Below are 21,974 nucleotides of genomic sequence, written 5' to 3'. Positions count from 1 at the left end.
AAACCATGAGTAAGATCGAAAAGGTCACCAAGACCACCGATAACCGATTCCTGAATATGTACGATCTGGATGTCGTTACAAAAACCGGTCATAAGGGACTTTACCACGTGGCATCCCGGGCAAAGGACGTGTCTGATTTGAAGTTGAATACTCATGTTAACAAACCGGATGGAGTCATTATCTATGCCCTCTATGGCGAAAAGCGGGAGCAGGTGGTCCTGATTCGCCAGTATCGGTTCAGCATCGGCGGTTACATCTATGAATTTCCGGCGGGACTGGTGGATGAAGGGGAAAATTATCATCAGGCAGGTGTGCGGGAACTGAAAGAAGAGACCGGACTTACGTTTCATCCTATTGAAGTAGATGAGATGTACAGCCGCCCTTATTTTACGACCATTGGAATGACCGATGAGTCCTGCGCTGCTGTATACGGTGCCGCAGACGGTGTAATTTCCAGGAATGGTCTGGAAGACGGAGAAGAGATAGAAGTCGTTTTGGCAGATCGCACGGAAATTCGAAGAATTCTGAAGGAAGAGAATGTATCACTGATGTGCGCTTACATGATGATGCATTTTCTGTATGAGGATCCGGAGAAGCCTTTTGGATTTTTACATGCGGAATATACATGACATCAGATGAATATGACTCTGCCAGGAAGGTGACTGTCATAGAGAGCAACACATTGAAAACTTATGTGTTATATTGAATTTTGGATTATAATGTAGAAAGATGTAACATTGTAAAGGCTCTGTATTACAAATCATATGTAATACAGAGCCTTTTATAGGATAGCTTTTTTTTATTACACTTTTCAGTAATTACCGGAAGAAGCGGAACACACCGAACACCTTACCAAGGACCTGACAATCCGGCACGATAATCGGATCCATGGTATCATTTTCCGGCTGCAGACGGATGTGATCGGCCTCGCGATAGAAGGTCTTGACCGTCGCGGAGTCGTTGATCAGCGCAACCACCATGTCGCCATTGGCAGCGGTCTGACACTGCTCCACAAGAATGGTGTCGCCGTCAAAGATGCCCGCATTGATCATGGACTCGCCTTTAACCTGTAGCATAAAACATTGCTCATTTGGCATAAACTCCATCGGTACCGGGAAATAAGACTCCACGTTCTCCACGGCCAGAATGGGCTCTCCGGCTGCCACACGGCCTACAACCGGGACGTTAACAACTTCACCGCGGCGGGCCGTATTGAAGTTATCATCCATGATCTCAATCGCGCGGGGCTTAGTGGGATCCCGGCGGATATAACCGTTTTTCTCCAACGTCTCCAGATGGGAATGAACGGACGAGGTGGATTTTAACTGTACCGCCTCGCAGATGTCACGGACCGAGGGCGGATATCCCTTGTTAATGATCTGTGATTTAATATATTCAAGAATTTCGGACTGCTTTTTCGAAATTTTACCGTAAGCCATAGTTAGATTCCTCCCGAACGTAATAAGGTCTGTATTTACTATCAGTATACCACAGGATGTATGATGATGCAAACAAATGTTTAGAAAATTTGTTCGTTTCTTTTTGAAAGTATACATAATATAATTATGTATACTTAGGCGTTACAAAATTGCATATTTGTGTAAATTTTAAGCATATTTTACATTTTTACTGGTATCTTATTACAGAACGTGATATAATTGTTACCAGATTATTAAATTCTACACAGGAAGGAAACTATGCAGATGAAAAAACGTTTAACACTGATTCTGCTGACCTTATCTCTTGCAGGCCTCCTTAGCCTTACCGGCTGTGGTAAAGGCGATCAGGAAGCTACATCAGATAACACTTTTTCCACTGAGGATGAAGTGACAGCGGATGAAGCAGAGGACACAGAAGACACCGAAGAGGAAGAGGAAGAGGTTGCTCCGGAAGGTATGTACCGCAGTGAACTGACCAATGAGTGGATCAGCGAAGATCTGAAGGATCAGCGTCCCATTGCTGTTATGGTTGACAATGAGAAGACCGCACTTCCACATTATGGACTGTCTCAGGCAGACATTATCTACGAGATGATGAACAGTACTCTGAATGACCATATCACCCGTTTCATGGTTCTGGTAAAAGACTATGACAGCATCAAGCAGCTGGGAAGCGTACGAAGCGTACGTCCGACCAACCTGATGATCGCGCCGGAGTGGAATGCCATCGTATGTCATGACGGCGGCCCGTTCTATATCAATACATTCCTGAATAATCCCTATGTGGATCATTTCAGCGGAACCTTCTCCCGCGTAAAGAACGGAAAGCCCCGTGAGTTTACCGAATATATTCTGACCGGCGATATGGCAAAGAACTTCAAAAATAACTCCAGTATCGACCGTAGCTATAATGAATATGCTCCCAAAGAAGCACATTTCCAGTTTGCTTCCGAGAGTAAACCGATAGAGCTTGACGGAACGGATTGCACACTGGTAGACCTGCCCTTCAAGCACAATGGCTCTCAGCTCGATTACGATGCGGAGAGCGGCACCTATCTGTATTCCGAATACGGCTCCAAGCATTTGGATCCGGGCAACGGTAACAAGCAGCTGGCATTCAAGAATGTTATCCTGCAGAAGATGTCCTACAGCCAGTTAGACGAGCATGGTTACATGGTATGGAACTGTCTGGCAAGCGGTCAGGAAGGCTATTATATCACCAATGGTAAGGCCATCCCGATTACCTGGACCAAGACATCCGATACCGAACGTACGGTTTACCGTGATCTGAACGGCGACGAGATTACTATCAATACCGGTAAGACCTACATTGGCTTCGTAGCAGATGATGTGTGGAGCGAACTGGTAGTTGAGTAAACAAACTTCAAAAAATGGAACCCGCGAGTTTCAGCATGACTGAAAACCGCGGGTTCTTTGTTGTCTTTCACAAATTTAAAAGCTCCTCCTGCTGCCGCTGAATCTCCTCCAGACGTTACCGATAAGCTGGTAAGCAGCGCAAAGACCTCTGCGGTTGCCATTGACAAGGGCAATGAAGACCTGCTTGAGATTGTGAATAAAGTAATTGCCGAGCAGCAGGAGCAGGGTAACTTCGACAAGTGGGTAGAAAAGTACAGCACCATCGCAGCAAAAACGCAGCAGATTAGTTTTCACTTCATCCTAACGCTGCTTCCTCAAAAGGCCCTGCAGGTGATTCATTCATCTGCAGGACCTCTCTTTATTCTTTCCGAAGCTTTACCACATTCGCCGCGCTGCGTCTCCTGGACTCATCCTGAGCAGCATAGTGCTTCCTTGTGGTATTGACGTCCTTATGACCCAGGACATCCGCCACCAGGTAAATGTCGCCGGTTTCCTGATACAGCGTTGTACCGTAGGTACTCCGAAGCTTATGTGGGGTGATTTTCTTCAATGGCGTCACCTGCCTGGAATACTTTTTTACCAGATTTTCCACGGCCTTTACGCCGATACGACGGCGCTGGGTGGAATAGAAGAGGGCTTTTTCATGGCCTTCCTGGGGATTCACAAGCTTTCGGCTGCCATTGATATAATCCTTCAGCGCCTTTTCCACTTCATCACCGAAATAGACTATCATTTCGGAACCGCCTTTTCGGATGACGCGGATGCCATTGGTATTGAAATCAATATCAGTCACATCCAGGCCCACACACTCGGAGACACGGATTCCCGTACCCAGAAGAAGCGTCACAATAGCCAGATCCCGTTCTTTGGTTTTCTCATAGTAGACTTTTTTCTGACCGGTCAACTCATCGCCGCCATGCTCGATAAAATCAAGTAAACGGGCTGTTTCATCCGGTTCCAGGCGGATGATGGCTTTCTCATGAAGCTTGGGCATGTCGACAAGGACGACCGGGTTATTTTTTATCAGTTCGTAACGGTAAAGATAATTAAACAAACTACGGACGGCAGATAACTTTCTTTTCATACCGCGTTCTCCATTTGTAATATCAATTTCGCCCTGTTCTTCCTCACGTTGATATAATTTTAAATATTCTTTGTATTCCTCAATGTCAACGGTACTAATTTTATCTAAATCCTCATATGTAAAATCTGTTGTTTTATAATTTTTAAATAAAGGATTTTTCTCTACCAGAAAACGAAAAAAAATTCGTATGTCATATCCATATGAAATTCTGGTGGTAGTAGCCATGCTCATTTCCTTTGCCCGGAAAAAATCGCTGACGAAAGAGGGCAGGGTAGTAAGCACCTCCCGCAGCCGCTGAATATTCTCCGCATCCTTCTGTTCGTGATAATTTTTATATTTCATTGTGCCTGCCCGTCCTTTCTGTGGTTCTATTTTATCATTTTTTATGTAAAACTTCCAGAAAAGAATTGACTTTTCTGTATATACTGTTATAATAAATTTGTACAATTCCATATAAGGTATTAAGTGCTCAGATGGCCCCTCAGCCAGATGAGAAAAGGGAATCAGGTGTGAATCCTGAGCGATCCGGTCACTGTATTCAGGGAGTATCCTTTGATTGAATCCATTGTACTTTTACAGTATGAGAAGGAAAAAGGTATATGATGATCTGTAAGTCAGGAAACCTGCTTAGTATTTGAGGAGAGACTTCCGATGAAAGTTCAGTTCCTGACAGAAAGGTATTTGCGTTATGCCTTTTTGGGGTGTCTGCTTTTGGAAGCAGGCATTTTTTGTTTATGGAATGCGCTCGATGTGGAACCGTACAGGCAGCCGGGATGATATAAATCTTGAACATGCATTTTGATTTCTGGTCTGACAGGTCGTGACGGCATTCGGTCTGTTACGCTGGGAAGATAAATGTACCTCACCAAAATCCCTCAAAAAGCGATATATTATTACCCAACGAATTCGCTTACATTATAAACCAACCCAAATATTCAATCCGGCAGCCTCGACATCTGCGTCAGTGCTGTTCAGATTTTTCGATTTCACCTTATTGGGATTACCTGCAGCTTCCCGGTAGAGCGAATGAGAGAGGTTTGGACGTGCTGATAGCAGATGTTTTTTGTACCTTTTTTTATAATACCTGGAGCTGTATGGAATCACGCATATAGAAATATATAGCTATATCTATTCGAAAAACAAGGATTTGGCGTATAGATCTAGGTCAGTCTGTACGGCACTCTTCACCGATAAATACATTGTGTTTCGCGCAGGCTTGTAGATTAAAAGCCGGATATTTAATCTTTTTGCAGACTAAACATCCGGCTTTCTTTTGTACCTTTTCCATCTCTCTGGTGTTTGTTTAAAATTCTCGTGTATCTTATTGGCAACGATTTATTTCTCTTATGTATTTTATTTTCTTATGTATTTCGTGCTCACCAATCTTTTGTGTCTTAAAAGCTTTTGTACCTTTTAAAAATTCTCTCTTTTGTATATCTATGTAAAACTCAGTGGTACCACTGACAAACATAGCGCATCTGCCATGGTGGTCAATCGCTTACTTATACTCTGCAGAATAATACGGCATTATCAGATACTGGCCGGATACGATACTGTCGCTGTCTGCAATACCGTTAATCTGACGTACCTCTGCTACATAGACCGCACGGGACTCATACTGGTCACCCATATAATCCTCTGCCAGATCCCATAGGGTGTCGCCGGGCTGAATCTCAATATTCGTATAATACTTATAATAGATAGTATCCGACTCCTTTGCCTCGGCCTGGGAAAGAAAACTGCCGAACAAAAAGGTGAAGGCAAGGGCCAGGCAAAGGCCGGAAACCAGAATCAGAAAATTCCTTTTTCTTTCATATGCTCTTCTTCTTTCGTATCTTAATTTTCTTCCGTACATAAGATATGCCCTCCCCACTCTTGCGCTCTCCAGTGCGCCTACTGTTCGAACACGTTTTCCGAACAGCTGTTCTTTTTGATATTTGTATTATAAGTCTCGAACATTCGTTTGTCAATACATATGTTCGAATTTTATATAAAAAAGAATGTGCCAATGGCACATTCCCATGTTTCGAAAATTATTTACTGTTACATAAAAGCGGTATCCCTGTCCTTCTATTTCCGAAAGTCAGAAACACCGCCCGTACGGTTCTGTTTAAATATAATACATATCCTGCCCGCTGCTCAGGCGCTGCTGATAATCCGCTTTCAGTTCTTCCAGCGTAAGCTCTGACAGAAACCGTTCCATAGCCTGATTGATCGGGTCAATCAGACGCTTCTGCATGGTCTCTGAGACAGCGTAACATCGACTTTCCGAAGATACTTCTTCATCTGCTATCTGATAAGAACCCTCCAGGATCTCCAGGATCTCCGCTGCTGTAATGTATTTGGGACTCCGGGCAAGCTGATAACCTCCCTGGGGCCCTTTTAAGGCCTTTACAAGCCCTGCGCGGCGAAAAGAAGCAAATACCTGCTCCAGAAACTGTGCCGGGATTTCTCCGCGTTCTGCGATGTTGCTCAGGGAAACATACTGATTCTGCGGCGCAGAAGCCAGATCAATTAATGCCCGCAGTCCGTAGCGGCTCTTTTTCGAAAGCTGCATAAGTAAGTCCTCCTCATGAAAAAGATAAGGGGCAGATGCATGATCCGCCCCTGTACTCAGTCTTTTACTGTACTGCCTTGAATGCCTCGTCCAGATCCTGAATGATATCGTCGATATTCTCAGTTCCGATGGAAAGACGGATGGTGTTCGGCTTAATGCCCTGATCCAGAAGTTCTTCCTCTGTGCACTGGCTATGCGTGGTGGTTGCCGGATGGATAACCAGAGACTTCACATCAGCTACATTTGCAAGCAGGGAGAACAGCTCCAGGTTGTCGATGAAGTCCTTCGCCTTCTGTGCGTCGCCCTTGATTTCAAAAGTAAAGATGGAGCCGCCGCCGTTCGGGAAGTACTTTGCGTACAGTTCCTTCTGCTCCGGATCATCGGATACAGACGGATGATGAACCTTCTCTACCTGCGGATGGTTGTTCAGATACTCTACCACCTTCAAAGCATTCTCTACATGACGTTCTACGCGGAGAGAAAGGGTTTCAAGTCCCTGCAGGAAGAAGAATGCATGGAACGGAGAAATGGTTGCTCCGGTATCACGAAGAAGGATAGCGCGAATCTTGGTGACAAACGCAGCCGGTCCTACCGCCTTGGTAAAGCTGATTCCGTGATAGCTGGGGTTCGGCTCTGTCAGGGACGGGAATTTTCCGGAGCCCTCCCAATCGAATTTTCCACTGTCTACAATGACTCCTCCGATGGTAGTTCCATGACCACCGATAAATTTGGTTGCGGAATGAACGACGATATCCGCGCCGTACTCAATGGGGCGAACCAGATACGGGGTTGCAAAGGTATTATCTACAACCAGCGGGATTTTATGCGCATGGGCAATCTTTGCCAGTCTCTCGATATCTACCACATCAGAGTTCGGATTTCCCAGAGTCTCAATGTAAAGAGCCTTCGTATTGTCCTGAATGGCTGACTCTACCTCATCGTAGTTGAAGATATCTACGAAGGTAGTTGTCACACCGTATGCCGGAAGGGTATGCTCCAGAAGGTTGAAGCTTCCACCGTAAATGTTCTTTGCAGATACAATATGGTCACCGCTCTGAGCCAGATTCTCAATGGTATAGGTGATAGCTGCCGCACCGGATGCTACAGCCAGAGCTGCTACGCCGCCTTCCAGTGCTGCAATTCTCTTCTCAAACACGTCCTCAGTGGGGTTGGTCAGACGTCCGTAGATATTGCCTGCGTCTGCCAGTCCAAAACGTGCAGCCGCGTGGTCGCAGTTGCGGAATACGTAGGAAGATGTCTGGTAAATCGGAACGGCTCTTGCATCCGTTACCGGATCCGGCTGCTCCTGACCTACGTGAAGCTGAAGGGTTTCAAATTTAAATTTTCTCTGTTCTCTTGTAAGTTTGCTCATTGGTTTTGCCCTTTCTTATGGTAAATTATTTTATGATACTTCAAATGAATTACTCGGTAAACAGCGGTGTGGAATAATATCTGTCTCCGGTATCCGGAAGCAGTACCACGATGGTCTTGCCTTTGTTCTCCGGACGCTTTGCGAGCTGGATGGCTGCGTACAGTGCTGCACCGGAGGAGATTCCTACCAGAACGCCTTCCTTCTTCGCCAGAAGCTTTGCTGTCTCAAATGCATCATCATTTTCAATCGGAAGAATTTCATCGTAAATCTTGGTATTCAGTACATCCGGGACGAAGCCGGCGCCGATTCCCTGAATCTTGTGGGGACCGCTCTTGCCCTCAGAAAGAACCGGGCTTCCTGCGGGCTCTACTGCTACAACCTTTACATCCGGCTTCTGGGACTTCAGGTACTCTCCTGTTCCTGTCAGGGTTCCGCCGGTGCCTACGCCCGCTACAAAGATGTCAACTGCTCCATCGGTATCCTTCCAGATCTCCGGGCCTGTGGTTGCTTTATGTGCTGCCGGGTTTGCCGGATTTACGAACTGTCCCGGGATGAAGCTGTTCGGGATTTCCTTTGCAAGTTCTTCTGCTTTAGCAATGGCTCCTTTCATACCCTTGGCTCCTTCAGTCAGAACCAGCTCTGCACCGTATGCCTTCAGGATGTTTCTACGCTCTACGCTCATGGTCTCCGGCATGGTCAGGATGATGCGGTATCCTTTGGCTGCTGCAATGGCTGCCAGGCCAATGCCTGTATTTCCGGAGGTCGGCTCTATGATTACGGAACCTTCCTTCAGTGCTCCCCTTGCCTCTGCATCCTCGATCATCGCTTTTGCGATACGGTCTTTTACGCTTCCGGCAGGATTGAAATACTCAAGCTTTACCAGTACGGCAGCTTCCAGTCCCAGCTCTTTTTCTACGTTTGTAACCTCTACCAGAGGTGTGTTTCCGATGAGTCCTAATGTTCCCTTATAAATGTTTGCCATTGTTTTCGTTCTCCTTTTAATCTCCTCAAGTTCGGTTTTTCTTTTCTTATATTTCCTATCTGTTTAGTAGTATATACCTGGTTTTTGAAATTGTCAATAGCTTTTTTCATCTTTTTCTGATAAACTAAGTAGGGAATTAATTTGGAAAATAATTTATATAAAAAGGATCAAATTGAAGAAATACCCTACGGGTATACCTGAATTAAGAAAGGATTGACCAGAGGAAATGAAATTACAGCAGCTTTTAAGCCATGTCCGCAAGGCCGTGGATACCTACCATATGATTGACGACGGAGACCATATCGCTATCGGAATCTCCGGCGGAAAGGACAGCCTGACTATGCTCTATGCGCTGCATGGACTTCGGCGGTTCTATGAGAAGCATTTTGAAATTGAGGCAATTACAGTGGATCTTGGCTTCCCGAATTTTGATTTAAGTCCGATTCAGGCGCTCTGCGATGAGCTGGGCGTGCGGTATACGATTGTGAATACCGAGATCTATGACGTAGTGTTCAACGTTCGTAAAGAAAGCAATCCCTGCGCGCTCTGCGCCAAGATGCGCAAAGGTGCGCTTAATGAGACGATTAAGAAGTTGGGGTGCAATAAGATCGCGTACGCACACCACAAGGACGATGTGGTAGAGACGATGATGCTCTCGCTTCTCTATGAAGGGCGGTTTCATTCCTTTGACCCGGTGACCTATCTGGATCGGATGGATTTAACGGTGATTCGGCCATTGTTGCTGGTGGATGAGGCGGATGTGATTGGATTTAAGAATAAATACAATCTGCCGGTATGTAAAAGTCCCTGTCCGGCGGACGGATATACCCGCCGGGAATATGCCAAGGAACTGATACGGCAAATCTGTCATGAGAATCCGGGGGCCAAGGAACGGATGTTCCGGGCGGTGCTGGACGGATTATATATGAAGTTTGAGGACGCGGAGTATGTGCGCAAGCTGGTGCATCCGGATGTGATTTGATATGTTAAAACGGACGAAGCCAGGAAAAATCCCCTCCCACAGGGACGCATTGTTTTCCTGTGGGAGGGGATTTTTCCTGGCTTCTGGTTTTGTAAAACGAAAGGTTATTAAATAACTTCTTACTCAATCTCCGCATGCAGATCCTGCAGGGACTTCACATCAAGCTTGCCACCCTTGGCATTTACCTGACGGATACCCTCCGCAGTAGCGATGGCTGCCGCCATGGTGGTCATATAGGGAATCTTGCCCTTGATAGCTGCCTTGCGGACATAGCTGTCATCAAAGCGGCTCTCATTTCCGGAGGGCGTATTCACAATTAAATCAATCTTCTTATTGGCAATAGCATCCAGGATATTCGGACGGCCCTCGCTCAGCTTCTTGATTTTCTCAGCCGGAATACCATCTTCTGTAATCATATCGTAGGTTTTTCCGGTTGCCATAATATGGAAGCCATCCTGATGGAAGCCTCTTGCTACCTGAAGAAGCTCTTCCTTATCACGGTCGCTGACACTGATCAGAACCGTTCCGGACAGGGGCAGCGGCGTCTGAGTCGCTTCCTGCGCCTTGTAGAAGGCTTCTCCGAAATTGGACGCCAGTCCCAGTACCTCACCAGTAGAACGCATCTCCGGTCCCAGAATCGGGTCTACCTCCTGGAACATATTGAAGGGGAATACCGCCTCCTTCACGCCGTAATGATGGAATTTGCTCTCCTTAAGACCGGGTACCGGGGAAGGAATACCGGTCAGCTCCTCTGTAATAACCTGGGTAGCCAGCTGTACCATCTGAATGTTGCAGACCTTGGATACCAGCGGCACCGTTCTGGACGCTCTCGGATTGGCCTCCAGTACAAATACCTTACCGTCCTCGATGGCATACTGCATATTCATCAAACCGCAGACATGCATCTCTTCCGCAATCTTCTTTGTATATTCCTTAATCGTCTTTACATTCTCCTCTGAGATATTCAGAGAAGGCAGGATGCAGGCGGAATCTCCGGAATGAACGCCGGCCAGCTCAATATGCTCCATGACAGCCGGTACAAAGGCGTGGGTTCCGTCACAGATGGCATCTGCCTCACACTCCATCGCGTGATGCAGGAAACGGTCAATCAGAATCGGACGATCCGGAGTCACTCCTACCGCTGCACGCATATATTCCTTCAGGCTCTCCGGCTCATGGACAACCTCCATACCGCGGCCGCCCAGTACATAAGAAGGACGCACCATAACCGGATAACCGATGCGCTCGGCAATTTCCAGAGCTTCCTCCACATCAACAGCCATACCTGCCTCCGGCATGGGGATATTCAGCTTCTCCATGATGGCGCGGAACTGATCCCGATCCTCTGCCAGGTCGATGATCTCCGGGCTGGTTCCCAGAATCCGGACGCCATTCTTTTCCAGATCTGCTGCCAGATTCAGCGGCGTCTGTCCGCCGAACTGGGCAATAACGCCTACCGGCTTCTCCTTCTCGTGGATACTTAAGACGTCCTCCAGAGTCAGCGGCTCAAAATACAGCTTATCGGAGGTATCGTAATCGGTAGATACGGTTTCCGGATTGCAGTTTACAATGATTGTCTCGAAGCCAAGCTTCTTCAAAGCAATTGCCGCGTGTACACAGCAATAATCAAATTCGATACCCTGACCGATTCGGTTGGGGCCGCCGCCCAGAATCATGATTTTCTGCTTATCCGTGCTGACCGGGTTTTTATCCGGCGCATTGTAGGTAGAATAATAGTAAGCGCTGTCCTTGGTTCCGCTTACATGAACGCCCTCCCAGCTTTCTGTTACGCCGATGGCTGTTCGCGCGTTGCGGATATCTGCTTCCGGAACCCCCAGAAACTGGCTTAAATAACGATCTGCGAAGCCGTCCTTTTTAGCCTGTGTCAGGATCTCTGCGGGCGGTACCTGTCCCTTATAAGTTAAGAGCTTCTCTTCCTCCTCAACCAATTCCCGCATCTGATTCAGGAAATAATCTTTGATTTTCGTCAGCTCAAAAAGCTCTGCATTGGTTGCGCCCTTCCGGATAGCCTCATACATAATGAACTGGCGTTCGCTGGTAGCTGTATGCAGCATATGCAGCAGCTCTTCCTTGGATTTTTCATGGAAATCCTTCGCGAATCCAAGACCGTAACGGCCAATCTCCAGACTGCGGATGGCTTTCTGGAAGGCTTCCTTATAATTTTTACCGATACTCATAACCTCGCCAACGGCGCGCATCTGCGTACCCAGCTTATCCTCTACGCCCTTGAACTTTTCAAAAGCCCAGCGTGCGAACTTAATTACGATATAATCTCCGTCCGGAACATAGCGATCCAGTGTGCCGTACTTTCCACAGGGGATCTCGTCCAGTGTCAGGCCGGACGCCAGCATAGCGGAAACCAGCGCAATGGGAAAGCCTGTTGCCTTGGAAGCCAATGCGGAGGAACGGGAAGTACGGGGATTGATCTCGATGACGATATCCCGGTCTGTCTTCGGATCATGGGCCCACTGTACATTGGTGCCTCCGATAACCTGGATGGCCTCTACGATCTTATAGGACTTCTCCTGCAGACGCTTCTGTACATTTTCGGGAATGGTCAGCATGGGCGCGGAACAGAAAGAATCACCGGTGTGTACGCCCAGCGGGTCGATATTTTCAATAAAGCATACGGTGATGATGTTATTTTTGCTGTCGCGGACTACCTCCAGCTCCAGCTCTTCCCAGCCGAGAATGGACTCCTCCACCAGGACCTGACCCACCAGACTGGCCTGCAGACCTCTGGCTACGACCGTTTTCAGCTCTTCTACATTGTATACAAGACCGCCGCCTGCGCCGCCCATCGTGTAAGCCGGACGGAGAACAACCGGGTACCCCAGTTTATCCGCAATAGCTACTGCCTCGTCTACGGTATAGGCAACTTCGCTGCGTGCCATCTCGATCCCTAAGCTGTCCATGGTGTGTTTGAACTCGATGCGATCCTCGCCGCGCTCGATGGCGTCTACCTGCACGCCGATAACCTTAACGTCATATTTATCCAGGACGCCTGCCTTCGCCAACTCGGAGCAAAGATTAAGACCGGACTGTCCGCCGAGGTTCGGCAATAAGGCATCTGGTCTTTCTTTTTCAATGATCTGAGTCAGTCGTTCCACATTTAACGGCTCAATATACGTAACGTCTGCGGTTCCCGGATCTGTCATAATGGTCGCCGGATTGGAGTTTACGAGAACGATCTCGTAGCCCAGCTTCTTCAGCGCCTTGCAGGCCTGTGTGCCGGAATAATCGAATTCGCAGGCCTGACCGATAATAATCGGGCCGGAACCGATAATCATTACTTTGTGGATATCCTGTCTTTTACCCATGTTTTCTCTCCCTGTATTTATATTGTAAATTTTTGTTTCTACGATTCTAATAAAATGGTAAATGGTCCGTCATTTAAAAGCTCTACCTTCATATCCGCGCCGAACTCTCCCCGTTCGACCACAGCAACTTCCTTTTTGCAGCTTTCAATGATGTATTCATAGAGCTCATTTGCCATATCCGGACCCGCCGCCTCTGTAAATCCCGGCCGGTTGCCGTGTCTGCAGTCCGCGTACAGTGTAAACTGGGAGACCAGCAGAAGCTCCCCGTCCACATCCTTCAAGGACTTGTTGATCTTCCCGTTTTCATCCGAAAAAATGCGCAGGCCGATCATTTTCTTCACCAAGCGGTCTGCGTCTTCTCTTGTATCTTCTTTTCCCACACCAATCAGAACCAGATAGCCCTGATTGATACGGCCGATGGTTTCCTCATGCACCGTCACCGATGCATGGGAAACCCGCTGTATCACAAATTTCATTTTAAATATATACTCCTAGATTTTTTCGTGCTCCCGCTCCTTATAGGCCATGAACTCACGAATCATATGAATCGTGCCGTCGATACCCAGCGTCGCTGTATTCAGAGACAGATCGTATCCTGCCGCGTCGCCCCATTTCTTACTGGTATAGTAATTATAGTAGCTGGCACGGCGCTTATCCGTCTTGACAATCAGATCCTTAGCCTTGGCGTCGGTCAGATCATGACGTCTCGCGATCCGCACGACGCGATCCTGCATATCCGCATGCAGGAATACATTGACCACATTCGGGAAATCTGCCAATGCATAGTCAGCGCAGCGCCCTACGATGACGCAGGGGCCTTCCTTGGCGATATTCTTAATGGCGTCAAACTGCGCCAGGAAAATCTTGTGGTTCAGGGGCATCTCTGAGAAAGAAGAAGTGGTATATCCCAGAGAATAGGTATCCATCACCAGTGAATAGAGGAAGCTGTTGGTCGGCTTCTCGTCGTGATTTTCGAAAATCTCCTGGCAGAGGCCGCTGTCCTTGGCTGCTCTCTCCAGCAATGCTTTGTCATAAAAAGGAACGTTTAACTCTTCCGCAAGCTGTTTTCCGATGTCGTGTCCGCCGCTTCCATACTGGCGTCCGATGGTAATGATTGTGTTATTTGCCATAAAATCATTCTCCCTTCCAGTTGTTCTTGTCTATATTATACAACATTTTATAGGAAAAGGAAACCGGAAATTATTCTGCGTAATAGATGTAAGATGCTTTCCGTTCTTTTGGTTCTGCCGAAACCGCAGCCGCATAACCCAGCACACAGTGGCCGATGCCCTCATAATCTCCTTCGATCCCGAGAGTTTTCAGAATTTTCTTACCTTCCTCGCTCTCGAATTCCTCTTTTGCCCGGTGAATCCAGCAGCTTCCAAGTCCCAGATCCGCGGCAGCCAGCATCAGATTGCCCATCACGAGGCTGCCGTCGTAGACGTGGGTCGGCCGGTTCTTGTCCGCCAGCACCACCAGTACCACAGGAGCGCCATAGAACGGATCCGCTTTTGAACCCATAATCTCTGCGTTCATCTTTGAAAGTTTATCCCGCAGCTCCTTATTGGTTACGGCTATTATAATCGGGGACTGCATTCCCATTCCGGTCGGCGCCCAGGTGCCGGCCTCCAGTACTTTATCAAGCAGCTCCTTCGAAACCATATCCGGCTTAAAATTCCGGCAGCTTCTTCTTTCTTTGATGGTCTTTAATGTCTCAGCCATGATCTATCACTCCTCTCGTTTTCCCAATTATAGCATGACGGTATTGCTTTTGCACCCCATTTTCACATTTTTTCGCACCCTTTTTAACAACATCCTTCCATAAAAAGGAGCCCCGCCGCTTCCGCGGCGAGGCTCCTCGCTCCATTATCCTTCGATGGAGATGTACTTTGACGTCTCAACTTCCGGTTTTTCTTCCTTCTTCGGGATGACCAGCTTCAGGATACCATGCTTAAACTCGCCCTTGATATCCTCCTGCTTTACGCCTTCGCCTACATAGAAGCTTCTCTGGCAGGATCCTGCGTAACGCTCCTTGCGGATGTACTTTGCAGTTTCCTTCTCCTGCTCATCTACGTCCAGGCCTCTTGCTGCGCTGATGGTCAGATAACCATTTTCCAGAGAAACCTTAATTTCGTCCTTCTTGAATCCCGGGAGATCCATCTCCAGCTCATATGCTTTATCGGTATCCTTGATATCCGTCTTCATCAGGTTCTTACCTCTGCGGCCATACAGCTTCTTTTCCAGCTTCTGCATGTCTCTGTCATCATAGAACGGAAACTCAAACAAATCATCAAAGAAATCTTTTCCAAATACACTCGGTGTTAACATAGTAAACGCTCCTTTTTTATGTCTCGTACAATAGGTCACTGTCTTGAGGTTCCATTTCCTTTTCCCTCTTGACAACTATGTTATAGTCCTTTTTGTTAGCACTGTCAAGAGGTGAGTGCTAATTTTTTTGTGAAGATTTTGTGAACACTATAAGCTGTGCATGGCGTATCTCTAAAGCTATTGTCATGTCAAATATGAAACATCTCCCTGCAAATCATTTTTCCACATGCTGTTTTAAAAATATTATGATAGGCTTTTAAAGCTACTTCCTTCGATAAGCCATCCTCCATGATGTTTACCAGAAAATCAGCCTCTACCAAGATCTGATAATCCATTTCATCAATATTATTATAGGTATGATGATGTGCAATCAAATACTGAACCCGATCAGATACATTTTGATCAAAGCCTAATTCTCCAAGTAGCTTTTCTGCGATTGCAGGGCCTTCTTTTTCCTGTAATTTTCCATTGCAATTTCCATATTTTTCTTCGCAGAAATGAATTCCAATATCATGTGTCAAAGCCGCCACTTCAATGGTAAACAGGCATTTTTTATCCACATTTTCCGTTTCCGCTATCAATTTTGCATAACTATGCACTTTGCAAAAATGTTGAATTCTCTTTGCATCTCCTCGATATAATTCAATCATTGCCAAATGTAATTTATTTATCATTGAAAGCTTCCTCCTTTTTCACATATAACAGCCTTAAAATTAATCCTGTGTTTTCCATGATATAAGATATCACATTTTTATTCTTGTATCTACATCACCGGAAACATTCAATTCAAAGTGATTTCGATTTGTTTTTATAAAGCCTTCTTTTTGTAATTTTGATATTTCTGTAGACATTGCCGCCCGATCAATACAAAGATAATCCGCCAACTGCTGTCGGTCAAAAGGAATGTCAAAGGACAACGACGAATGTCTGGTGGACTCTGCCGACAGATAGGACAGTAGTTTATCCCTGGTCGTTCGCTTGCCAACATGCGTGATCTTATCGTTCAGGAGCAGTATCTTATTTGCCAGCACACTGACCAGGTTACGAATCAGCTTCTGATGATGTCCGCATGCAGTCGGGCAGGTAACCAGAAGCCTCTGGACATTTAACAGGATAATCTCACAATCCTCATCTGCTACCACACTGATATTCAGAACAGCACCCGGACTTGCTGCATAGGGCTCCCCAAAGAAATCACCGGCATGACATTTTGACAGAATATTCCGATGTCCCCAAAGGTCTTCCTGTATCACAAGAACACAGCCCGACGCCACAAGTCCCATTACCTCGGTAGAATCCCCTGCTCTGAAAATATAAGAGTCTCGTTCTTTGGAAATGATGGTTGCATTTACACAATGCAATATGGATAATATCTCGTTATCCGTAAGGCCTTTAAAAAATGGACTGTTTCTTAGAATGGGTAAATATTTTTTCAAAATCGCTCCTCCTGTTGGAAATCAAACATACAAGTTGTGTTTATTATACTATGATTCTACCAGAAACAAAAGTTAAATGCTATTGACGGAGGAAAAAAATGATAAGAAAGATTATCAGGATTGATAAAGACAAATGCAACGGCTGCGGTGTCTGTGCAGATGCCTGCCACGAAGGTGCCATTGATATCATTAACGGAAAAGCGGAATTGGTGAGAGAACATTTCTGTGACGGACTGGGCGACTGTCTTCCGGAATGTCCCACAGGTGCCATTTCATTTGAGGAAAGAGAAGCACCCGCATATGATGAAGAAGCCGTGAAAGAATCACAGAAGAAACTATTTGTCAAAAATCAGGCAATGTCTGCACACTCGGTGCCAAAGCTTCAGAACTGGCCGGTACAGATTAAACTGGCTCCTGTTAATGCACCATATTTTAACGGTGCAAAACTTTTAATCGCAGCTGATTGTACTGCTTACGCTTATGCCAGCTTTCATCAGGATTTTATTCGAAATAAGGTAACTTTAATTGGTTGTCCAAAATTAGATCAGGTGGATTATAGTGAGAAACTGACCGAGATTATTCAAAATAACAACATTCAAAGTGTGACACTTGTAAGAATGGAAGTTCCATGCTGTGGTGGACTGGAAATGGCAGCAAGAAAAGCCCTTCAAAGCAGTGGAAAATTTATACCATGGCAGGTTGTAACAATAAGTATTGATGGAAAAATATTAGAATAAAAGGAGAATACGAAAATGAATACAAAAATGTTTTGTTATCAGTGTGAACAGACAGTGGGATGTACCGGCTGTACAGGAAATGCCGGTGTCTGTGGGAAAAAGGCAGATACAGCCAGATTGCAGGATGAACTGACCGGGGCGTTGATCGGTCTGGCAAGAGCTGTCGATAATACAGCAGCTATTTCTAAAAGAACCGGGCAGGTCATAATCGAAGGACTGTTTACTACCGTTACAAATGTGAGTTTTGATGATGCAGCGATTCAAAATATGATACAAAAAGTCAGAGCCGAGAAAGAAAGATTGGTTCCTGACTGCAGTAAATGTCAGTCATCATGCGGCAAAACAGACGAATACGATATGCAGCAGCTGTGGGATGCCGATGAAGATGTCCGCTCTTTGAAATCTCTTATTCTTTTCGGAATTCGCGGAATGGCAGCCTATGCCTATCATGCAAACGTTCTGAACTATGAAGATGCCGAAGTGAATCGGTTCTTCTGCGAGGCATTATTTAAGATTGGTTACGAAGAAAGTGTGGAAACACTGCTTCCTGTTGTGCTGAAAGTAGGAGAAATCAATCTGAAGTGCATGGCACTCCTTGACAAGGCAAATACAGAAACTTACGGAACACCAGAACCGACTGCAGTTACTCTTACCGTAGAAAAAGGACCCTTTATTGTTGTGACCGGACATGATCTGAAGGATCTGCAGCTTTTACTTGAACAGACAGAGGGAAAAGGAATCAATGTCTATACCCACGGTGAAATGCTCCCTGCCCATGCTTATCCATTCTTAAAGAAATTCTCTCACTTAAAAGGGAATTTTGGAACTGCATGGCAGAATCAGCAGAAAGAGTTTGATCATCTTCCAGCTCCGATTCTTTACACTACCAACTGTCTGATGCCGCCCAAAAGCAGTTACGCTGACAGAGTATTTACAACAGAAGTGGTTGCTTTCCCAGGTGCTGTCCATATCGATGAGAAGAAAGATTTCTCGCCGGTCATTGAAAAAGCATTGGAACTGGGTGGTTACAAAGAAGATCAGATACTCACAGGCATCAACGGCGGTACAAAGGTGACCACCGGTTTTGGTCATGCAGCCATCCTGTCCCATGCAGGAACTGTAGTTGAGGCAGTAAAAGCAGGTGCAATCCGCCATTTCTTCCTGGTTGCCGGCTGTGATGGAGCTAAGCCCGGCCGGAACTATTATACAGAATTTGTAAAGCAGACGCCTTCTGACAGTATCGTCCTCACCCTGGCGTGCGGAAAATTCCGTTTCAATGATCTTGATCTGGGCGAAATCGGCGGGCTGCCGCGGCTGATGGATATGGGACAGTGTAATGACGCTTATGGCGCAATCCAGGTTGCCGTGGCACTTGCGGACGCCTTTGGATGTTCCGTAAATGAGCTTCCGCTTTCCTTCGTTCTCTCCTGGTACGAACAGAAGGCCGTCTGCATCCTGCTGACACTCTTGCACCTGGGTATTAAAAACATCCGTCTTGGTCCTTCTCTTCCGGCGTTTTTGTCTCCTAATATTCTGAATTTCCTGGTGGAAAATTATGGAATCGCACCGATTACCACGCCGGAGGAAGACATCAAAACACTGCTGAACCATAATAAATAAATTTGTCAAAGCCTCTGAAGTATCAAATTATCGTTCGGCTTCCGCGCCCATTTTTTTCAGCTCCCCGGCCAGGAAAATTCCGGAAATCACAGCGGCCAGGCAGTCTGCGATGGGGCCCGCGTACATGATACCGTCAATTCCCAGGAACAGGGGCAGGATAACCAATAAGGGCAGCAGGAAAATAATCTGCCGGGTCAGAGACAGGAAGGTTCCCTTCTTCGGCTTTCCGATGGAGGAAAAGAAGGTGGAGGACATGGGCTGCAGGTTATTGATAAAGGTAAAGAACAGGTAAATCCGGAAATACCGCTCCGCAAAGGAGAAGTACAGATCTGAGCCATTTCCGAACAGAGCTGTGATCTGTAATGGGAAAATCTGGAACAGGCAGAAGGCGGTAATACAAATGATCTGTCCTGCCGACAGGCTCAGGAAAATGACCTTCTTTACCCGGTCATAATTTCTCGCTCCGTAATTGAAGCTGGCAATGGGCTGCATTCCCTGGGCAATTCCGATACAGAAAGCAAAAAACATAAAGCTGACCTTATTGATAATGCCGGAGCAGGCCAGCGGAATGGCCTCTCCGTATACAGACAGGGCGCCGTAATGGCGCAGGGAATTGTTCATAACAATCTGCACCAGCATCATAGCCAGCTGATTAAAGCACTGAGCCATACCCAGCGTCATGGCGTAGCCCAGATAAACCATTTTGGGCCGGAGATGCTCTCTGGTAAATGGTCCTGCCTTGTAATGACGGAGATAGCGGAACACCAGAAAGGCAGAGATTATCTGGCCGGTGATCGTAGCAAGGGCCGCTCCGGTCATTCCCATCTTGAAGCCGAAAATCAGAATCGGATCCAGAATGGTATTGACGAGAGCTCCGGTCAGGTTACAGGCCATGGAATAATTGGGGCTTCCGTCCGCCCGGACCAGGTGGGCTCCGCCGGAGGTCAGAATCAGAAACGGAAATCCAACGGCTACAATCCGTACGTATTCCCGGGCCAGTCCCAGGACATTATCCGGCGAACCGAAAAAGATCAGCATGGGATCCAGGAAAAGCTCCGCAATCAGAAACAGTACAATGCCGCTTCCAAACATCATGACCGCCGCGTTTCCAATATAATAAAGGGCCTTATCCTTCTCGCCCCGTCCCATGGACAGGTTAAAGGCTGAAGCCGCGCCGATACCGAACAGCAGGGCCAGGGCGGTACAGCTGGTGGTCAGGGGGAAGGCCACATTGGTCGCTGCGTTTCCCAGCTCCCCGATACTGTGGCCGATAAAAATCTGGTCAACCATGTTGTAAAGGGCGTTGACCAGCATGGCTACAATGCTGGGAACCGCGAATCTTCGAAGAAGCTGTCCTACCGGTTCTGTGCCCAGAGGATTGAACTGTGTTGTATTTGTCTGTGTCATTTCATTCATATCTTCTGTATCCCTTTTCATTTTAAAATAAGTCTTGTTTATTATAGCGTTCTTTACCCTCTCTGTAAAGAAATGACATAAAAAAAGGATCCCGCAAATGTGCATTGGAATCCTTTTTTCATGTTATTTCTCTCGAATTTTATTCCATTTTGTCAATGCATCTATAGCAACCTGCGCATAAATAGCTGCTCCGCTGTGAAGCATCTCATCCTCTACCTGGAAATTACCATTATGTCCGGGACCATGTCCGCCGCCGCCCAGAAAATAATAAGCGCTAGGGGCCACGTTTCCGAAATCACCAAAATCGTCTCCGGCCATGATTTGTGGATAATCAAACAGCAAATCCGGCGAATCCAGAATCTTCGCGGCGCTTTCCGCTACAATTTCCATGACTTCCGCATCGTTGATAACCGGCTGTGTGTGAATCTTAAACTGTACCTCTGCGGTACAGCCGTAAGCCGCAGCCACATTTTCTGCCACTTCCTTTAAAAGCGCCGGTACCTTCTCATTCAGTTCCCTCTCAAAATAACGGCAGGTGCCTTCAATGCAGCAGGTATCTGGGATGATATTGAAGGCAGTACCGCCGCTTATCTTTCCAACAGAAACCACCAGCGGCCACTGAGCCGGAATACGGCGGGATACGATACTCTGCAGGTTAGAAACCACCTGACACATGGCAGTCAATGCATCGCAGGATTCCTGCGGGGTTGCGCCGTGAGCAGCCTTTCCGTGTACCGTAATCCCAAACCAGGTCGTAGCAGCCAGGGCGGGACCCGGGCAGCAGCCAATACTGCCCACCTGATAATCTGGGGCACTGTGAATGCCGAAGCACATATCCGCATCTTTCGCGGCACCTTGAGCAATCACCGCCCGGGCACCCTCGCCGTTTTCCTCTCCCGGCTGGAATACGAAGCGCACACGCCCCGGAAGTTCATCCTTATGATCCTTTAATATTTTTAATGCTCCCAGCAGCATGGTTCCATGAGTATCATGACCGCAGGCGTGCATGATGCCCTCGGTCTGCGACGCATAGGGAAGGCCTGTCGTTTCCTGAATCGGCAAAGCGTCAATATCTGCGCGAAGCAATACCAACGGGCCATCCGCCTTTCCCACAAGCTCTGTCATCAGACCGGTCGGCTCAAATCGCTGATAGGAAATTCCCCAATCATCCAACTTTCCGGCAAACTGATCTGTAGTACGAAACTCCTGCATACTCAGTTCCGGATGCATGTGCAGATCATGTCGAAATTCTTCCAGAAATGGCTGTAGTTCCAAAGCTTCTTTCTTAATATCCATTATGTAT

The 21,974-nt window shown here is 46.8% G+C and carries 21 protein-coding genes and 1 riboswitch; of the genes, 5 read left to right on the top strand and 16 right to left on the bottom strand.

Features of this window, described 5'->3' with window-relative positions:
* The first annotated feature begins 5 nt into the window (after positions 1-5).
* Positions 6-629: an NUDIX hydrolase gene (locus tag ACESZP_RS00310; protein WP_499707660.1), complete on the top strand. Its 624-nt coding sequence runs from the start codon at positions 6-8 to the stop codon at positions 627-629.
* A gap of 189 nt (positions 630-818) precedes the next feature.
* On the opposite strand, the gene lexA is transcribed toward ACESZP_RS00310, so the two are convergent.
* A complete protein-coding gene (gene lexA, locus ACESZP_RS00305) occupies positions 819-1,439 on the bottom strand; it encodes a transcriptional repressor LexA (RefSeq protein ID WP_499707659.1) in 621 nt (206 codons plus the stop codon).
* A gap of 264 nt (positions 1,440-1,703) precedes the next feature.
* Between lexA and ACESZP_RS00300 the strand changes: the two genes are divergently transcribed.
* The gene (locus ACESZP_RS00300) at positions 1,704-2,816 is read left to right on the top strand and encodes a DUF3048 domain-containing protein (RefSeq protein WP_499707658.1); all 1,113 of its coding nucleotides are present in this window, start codon (positions 1,704-1,706) and stop codon (positions 2,814-2,816) included.
* Between the two features lie 75 nt (positions 2,817-2,891).
* Here ACESZP_RS00300 and ACESZP_RS00295 read toward each other — a convergent pair whose 3' ends face one another.
* From ACESZP_RS00295 to cysK, 6 genes are all read right to left on the bottom strand, one after another.
* Positions 2,892-3,110: a hypothetical protein gene (locus tag ACESZP_RS00295; protein ID WP_499707657.1), complete on the bottom strand. Its 219-nt coding sequence runs from the start codon at positions 3,108-3,110 to the stop codon at positions 2,892-2,894.
* 64 nt (positions 3,111-3,174) lie between these two features.
* Entirely contained in the window at positions 3,175-4,242 is a 1,068-nt protein-coding gene (locus ACESZP_RS00290; protein ID WP_178038137.1) for a tyrosine-type recombinase/integrase, read from the bottom strand.
* A 104-nt stretch (positions 4,243-4,346) separates the two neighbouring features.
* Positions 4,347-4,545, top strand: a riboswitch (cobalamin riboswitch).
* A gap of 853 nt (positions 4,546-5,398) precedes the next feature.
* A complete protein-coding gene (locus ACESZP_RS00285) occupies positions 5,399-5,755 on the bottom strand; it encodes a LysM peptidoglycan-binding domain-containing protein (protein ID WP_178040076.1) in 357 nt (118 codons plus the stop codon).
* A 255-nt stretch (positions 5,756-6,010) separates the two neighbouring features.
* Positions 6,011-6,457 (bottom strand): RrF2 family transcriptional regulator, encoded by a 447-nt coding sequence (locus ACESZP_RS00280; RefSeq protein WP_440322355.1) that lies wholly within the window; start codon positions 6,455-6,457, stop codon positions 6,011-6,013.
* 64 nt (positions 6,458-6,521) lie between these two features.
* Entirely contained in the window at positions 6,522-7,829 is a 1,308-nt protein-coding gene (locus ACESZP_RS00275) for an aminotransferase class I/II-fold pyridoxal phosphate-dependent enzyme (protein ID WP_178040078.1), read from the bottom strand.
* A gap of 49 nt (positions 7,830-7,878) precedes the next feature.
* Positions 7,879-8,811 carry a cysteine synthase A gene (gene cysK / locus ACESZP_RS00270; RefSeq protein WP_499707656.1) on the bottom strand — a complete coding sequence of 311 codons (933 nt, stop codon included), beginning with the start codon at positions 8,809-8,811 and terminating at the stop codon, positions 7,879-7,881.
* 226 nt (positions 8,812-9,037) lie between these two features.
* Between cysK and ACESZP_RS00265 the strand changes: the two genes are divergently transcribed.
* On the top strand, positions 9,038-9,793 hold the full coding sequence (locus tag ACESZP_RS00265) for a tRNA lysidine(34) synthetase (protein WP_499707655.1): 756 nt from the start codon (positions 9,038-9,040) through the stop codon (positions 9,791-9,793).
* Positions 9,794-9,912: 119 nt separating this feature from the next.
* On the opposite strand, the gene carB is transcribed toward ACESZP_RS00265, so the two are convergent.
* From carB to ACESZP_RS00230, 7 genes are all read right to left on the bottom strand, one after another.
* Entirely contained in the window at positions 9,913-13,134 is a 3,222-nt protein-coding gene (gene carB / locus ACESZP_RS00260; RefSeq protein ID WP_499707654.1) for a carbamoyl-phosphate synthase large subunit, read from the bottom strand.
* A gap of 38 nt (positions 13,135-13,172) precedes the next feature.
* Positions 13,173-13,610, bottom strand: a complete 438-nt coding sequence (gene dtd / locus ACESZP_RS00255; RefSeq protein WP_499707653.1) for a D-aminoacyl-tRNA deacylase — start codon at positions 13,608-13,610, stop codon at positions 13,173-13,175.
* A 15-nt stretch (positions 13,611-13,625) separates the two neighbouring features.
* Positions 13,626-14,264 carry a cytidylate kinase-like family protein gene (locus tag ACESZP_RS00250; protein WP_158365128.1) on the bottom strand — a complete coding sequence of 213 codons (639 nt, stop codon included), beginning with the start codon at positions 14,262-14,264 and terminating at the stop codon, positions 13,626-13,628.
* Between the two features lie 70 nt (positions 14,265-14,334).
* Complete coding sequence (locus ACESZP_RS00245) at positions 14,335-14,856, bottom strand: nitroreductase (protein ID WP_499707652.1); 522 nt, start codon at positions 14,854-14,856, stop codon at positions 14,335-14,337.
* Positions 14,857-15,000: 144 nt separating this feature from the next.
* Positions 15,001-15,462: an Hsp20/alpha crystallin family protein gene (locus tag ACESZP_RS00240; RefSeq protein ID WP_158365130.1), complete on the bottom strand. Its 462-nt coding sequence runs from the start codon at positions 15,460-15,462 to the stop codon at positions 15,001-15,003.
* 188 nt (positions 15,463-15,650) lie between these two features.
* Positions 15,651-16,136, bottom strand: coding sequence for an HD domain-containing protein (locus tag ACESZP_RS00235; protein ID WP_499707651.1), 486 nt, complete (start codon positions 16,134-16,136; stop codon positions 15,651-15,653).
* A gap of 69 nt (positions 16,137-16,205) precedes the next feature.
* Positions 16,206-16,898: a cyclic nucleotide-binding domain-containing protein gene (locus ACESZP_RS00230; protein ID WP_178040085.1), complete on the bottom strand. Its 693-nt coding sequence runs from the start codon at positions 16,896-16,898 to the stop codon at positions 16,206-16,208.
* A gap of 98 nt (positions 16,899-16,996) precedes the next feature.
* Between ACESZP_RS00230 and ACESZP_RS00225 the strand changes: the two genes are divergently transcribed.
* Together ACESZP_RS00225 and hcp are read left to right on the top strand one after the other, a co-directional pair.
* On the top strand, positions 16,997-17,635 hold the full coding sequence (locus ACESZP_RS00225; RefSeq protein ID WP_499707650.1) for an ATP-binding protein: 639 nt from the start codon (positions 16,997-16,999) through the stop codon (positions 17,633-17,635).
* A 15-nt stretch (positions 17,636-17,650) separates the two neighbouring features.
* Positions 17,651-19,255 (top strand): hydroxylamine reductase, encoded by a 1,605-nt coding sequence (gene hcp / locus ACESZP_RS00220; protein ID WP_499707649.1) that lies wholly within the window; start codon positions 17,651-17,653, stop codon positions 19,253-19,255.
* 27 nt (positions 19,256-19,282) lie between these two features.
* On the opposite strand, the gene ACESZP_RS00215 is transcribed toward hcp, so the two are convergent.
* Both ACESZP_RS00215 and ACESZP_RS00210 read right to left on the bottom strand, forming a co-directional pair.
* Positions 19,283-20,671 (bottom strand): MATE family efflux transporter, encoded by a 1,389-nt coding sequence (locus tag ACESZP_RS00215; protein ID WP_499707648.1) that lies wholly within the window; start codon positions 20,669-20,671, stop codon positions 19,283-19,285.
* Positions 20,672-20,794: 123 nt separating this feature from the next.
* On the bottom strand, positions 20,795-21,967 hold the full coding sequence (locus ACESZP_RS00210; protein WP_178040088.1) for an amidohydrolase: 1,173 nt from the start codon (positions 21,965-21,967) through the stop codon (positions 20,795-20,797).
* Positions 21,968-21,974: the final 7 nt, after the last annotated feature.

The organism is Candidatus Dorea massiliensis AP6 (assembly GCF_964245105.1).
In the GTDB taxonomy this organism is placed as follows: Bacteria; Bacillota; Clostridia; order Lachnospirales; family Lachnospiraceae; genus Laedolimicola; species Laedolimicola intestinihominis.
The sequence above is the reverse complement of the archived record's forward strand: the minus strand, read 5'-3'. Positions and strand labels throughout refer to the sequence as shown.